At 69.2% G+C, this 1,576-nt stretch carries 2 protein-coding genes; both read right to left on the reverse strand.

All coding sequences use genetic code 11. From position 1 onward, the window contains the following. The coding region (locus EQG76_RS19045; RefSeq protein ID WP_159715947.1) for an SDR family oxidoreductase at positions 1–637 on the reverse strand (637 nt) is incomplete at its 3' end. A gap of 11 nt (positions 638–648) precedes the next feature. Further along, on the reverse strand, positions 649–1,576 hold a 928-nt coding region (locus tag EQG76_RS19050; RefSeq protein ID WP_200840936.1), incomplete at its 5' end, for an ABC transporter permease.

Below are 1,576 nucleotides of genomic sequence, written 5' to 3' on the forward strand. Positions count from 1 at the left end.
CCATCTCCTCGTAAGGTACGCCCACCTGTTTCGCACGGGCATCGATGACGCCGGTCATGCGCGGGCCGGCCACGATGCCCGGCAGGATGGCATTCACCGTGATGTTCGCGGGCCCCAGCTCCTTGGCGAGGCTCTGGGTCAGGCCGATCACGCCCCACTTGGCGGCGGCATAGGGCGTGCGGAAGGCATAGCCGAACCGTCCGGCCGCCGAGCTCATGTTGATCATGACTCCGCCGCCGGCAGCCTTGAGCATGGGCACGGCCCGTCTGGCGCACAGGAACTGGCCGGTCAGGTCGACATCGATGCAGCGGCGCCAGTCGGCCAGCGACAACTCCTCAATCGCCCCGGTGGGGCCGGCGATCCCGGCATTGTTCACCAGCACGTCCAGGCCGCCCAACCGCGCCTGCACCTCCTGGAACAATCGGTCGACCGCCGCCTCGTTGGCGACGTCGGCCTGGAAGGTCAGGACGTCCGGCTGCGCTTGCTTCAGGGCAGCCAGAGCCGCCGCGTCGACATCGCTGGCCAGCACCCGCGCACCGGCCGCGACCAGCTCGTCGACGATCGCCCGGCCGATCCCAGCAGCGCCCGCGGTGACCAGGACCCGCTGCCCCGTTGCCAGAAGTTCCGCCATGGCCATGAGCTCCGTTTTCAGGGATTGCGGTCGCGCAGGGCCAGCACGGCGGCCAGCACCACGACGCCCAGGATGATATCACGCACCGCGCTCGGCAGGGTCGTGCCTGCCAGGAGGGTGGCAAGGGCGGTGAGCAGCAGCACGCCGCCCAGCATGCCCAGATAATGGCCGCGCCCGCCGGTGATCAGCGTGCCGCCCACCACCACCGCCGCGATCGAGGGCAGCAGATACTCGTCGCCCATGCCGAGGCTGGCCTGGCCGGAGAAGCCGGACAGGAGGATGCCCACCAATGCGGCGCAGAAGCCGGACAGCGCATAGGTGCCGATCAGCGTGCCGCCTACGCCCACGCCGGACAGGCGCGCCACCAGCGGGCTGTTGCCCACCGCATAGACGCGCCGGCCAAACGGCGTGCGGCCGAGCAGCAGGAGGGCCGCTGCCACGAACAGCAGGAGGAGCCAGGTCACCGGGGTGACACCCAAAAAGCTGCCGGTCATCAGCCAGCGTTGCGTGGGCGAGGCGAAGCCCGCGGGCGTGCCGTCGCTGTAGACCAGGGCGGCACCCTGGAGGATGCCGTTCATCGCGATGGTCATCACGATCGGCGGCAGGCCCAGGAACACAATGCCGGCACCGTTCGCGATACCCAGCAGCGTGCCGAGCAGCAGGCCGAACGGGATCACCCAAAGGGCGGCCGAGTCCGAGCCGCTGATCAGGTCGGCGGTGACGATGCCGATCAGGCCGATCAGCCACGGCAGGGACAGGTCCAGCCCGCCGGTCAGGATCGCCGTGCCCTGGCCCAAGGCCAGGATCGCCAGGAAGGAGGAGAGCACCAGCAGCGAGTTAAAATAGGCCGGGTTAGTTAGCGTGTTGCCGTAGATTAGGTGGGTCGCGACCAGGACGATCGCGAAGCCGACATAGGCTGGGACCAGGTAGCGCAGGGCCGCGCGG

The organism is Geminicoccus flavidas, assembly GCF_009806515.1.
In the GTDB taxonomy this organism is placed as follows: domain Bacteria; phylum Pseudomonadota; class Alphaproteobacteria; order Geminicoccales; family Geminicoccaceae; genus Geminicoccus; species Geminicoccus flavidus.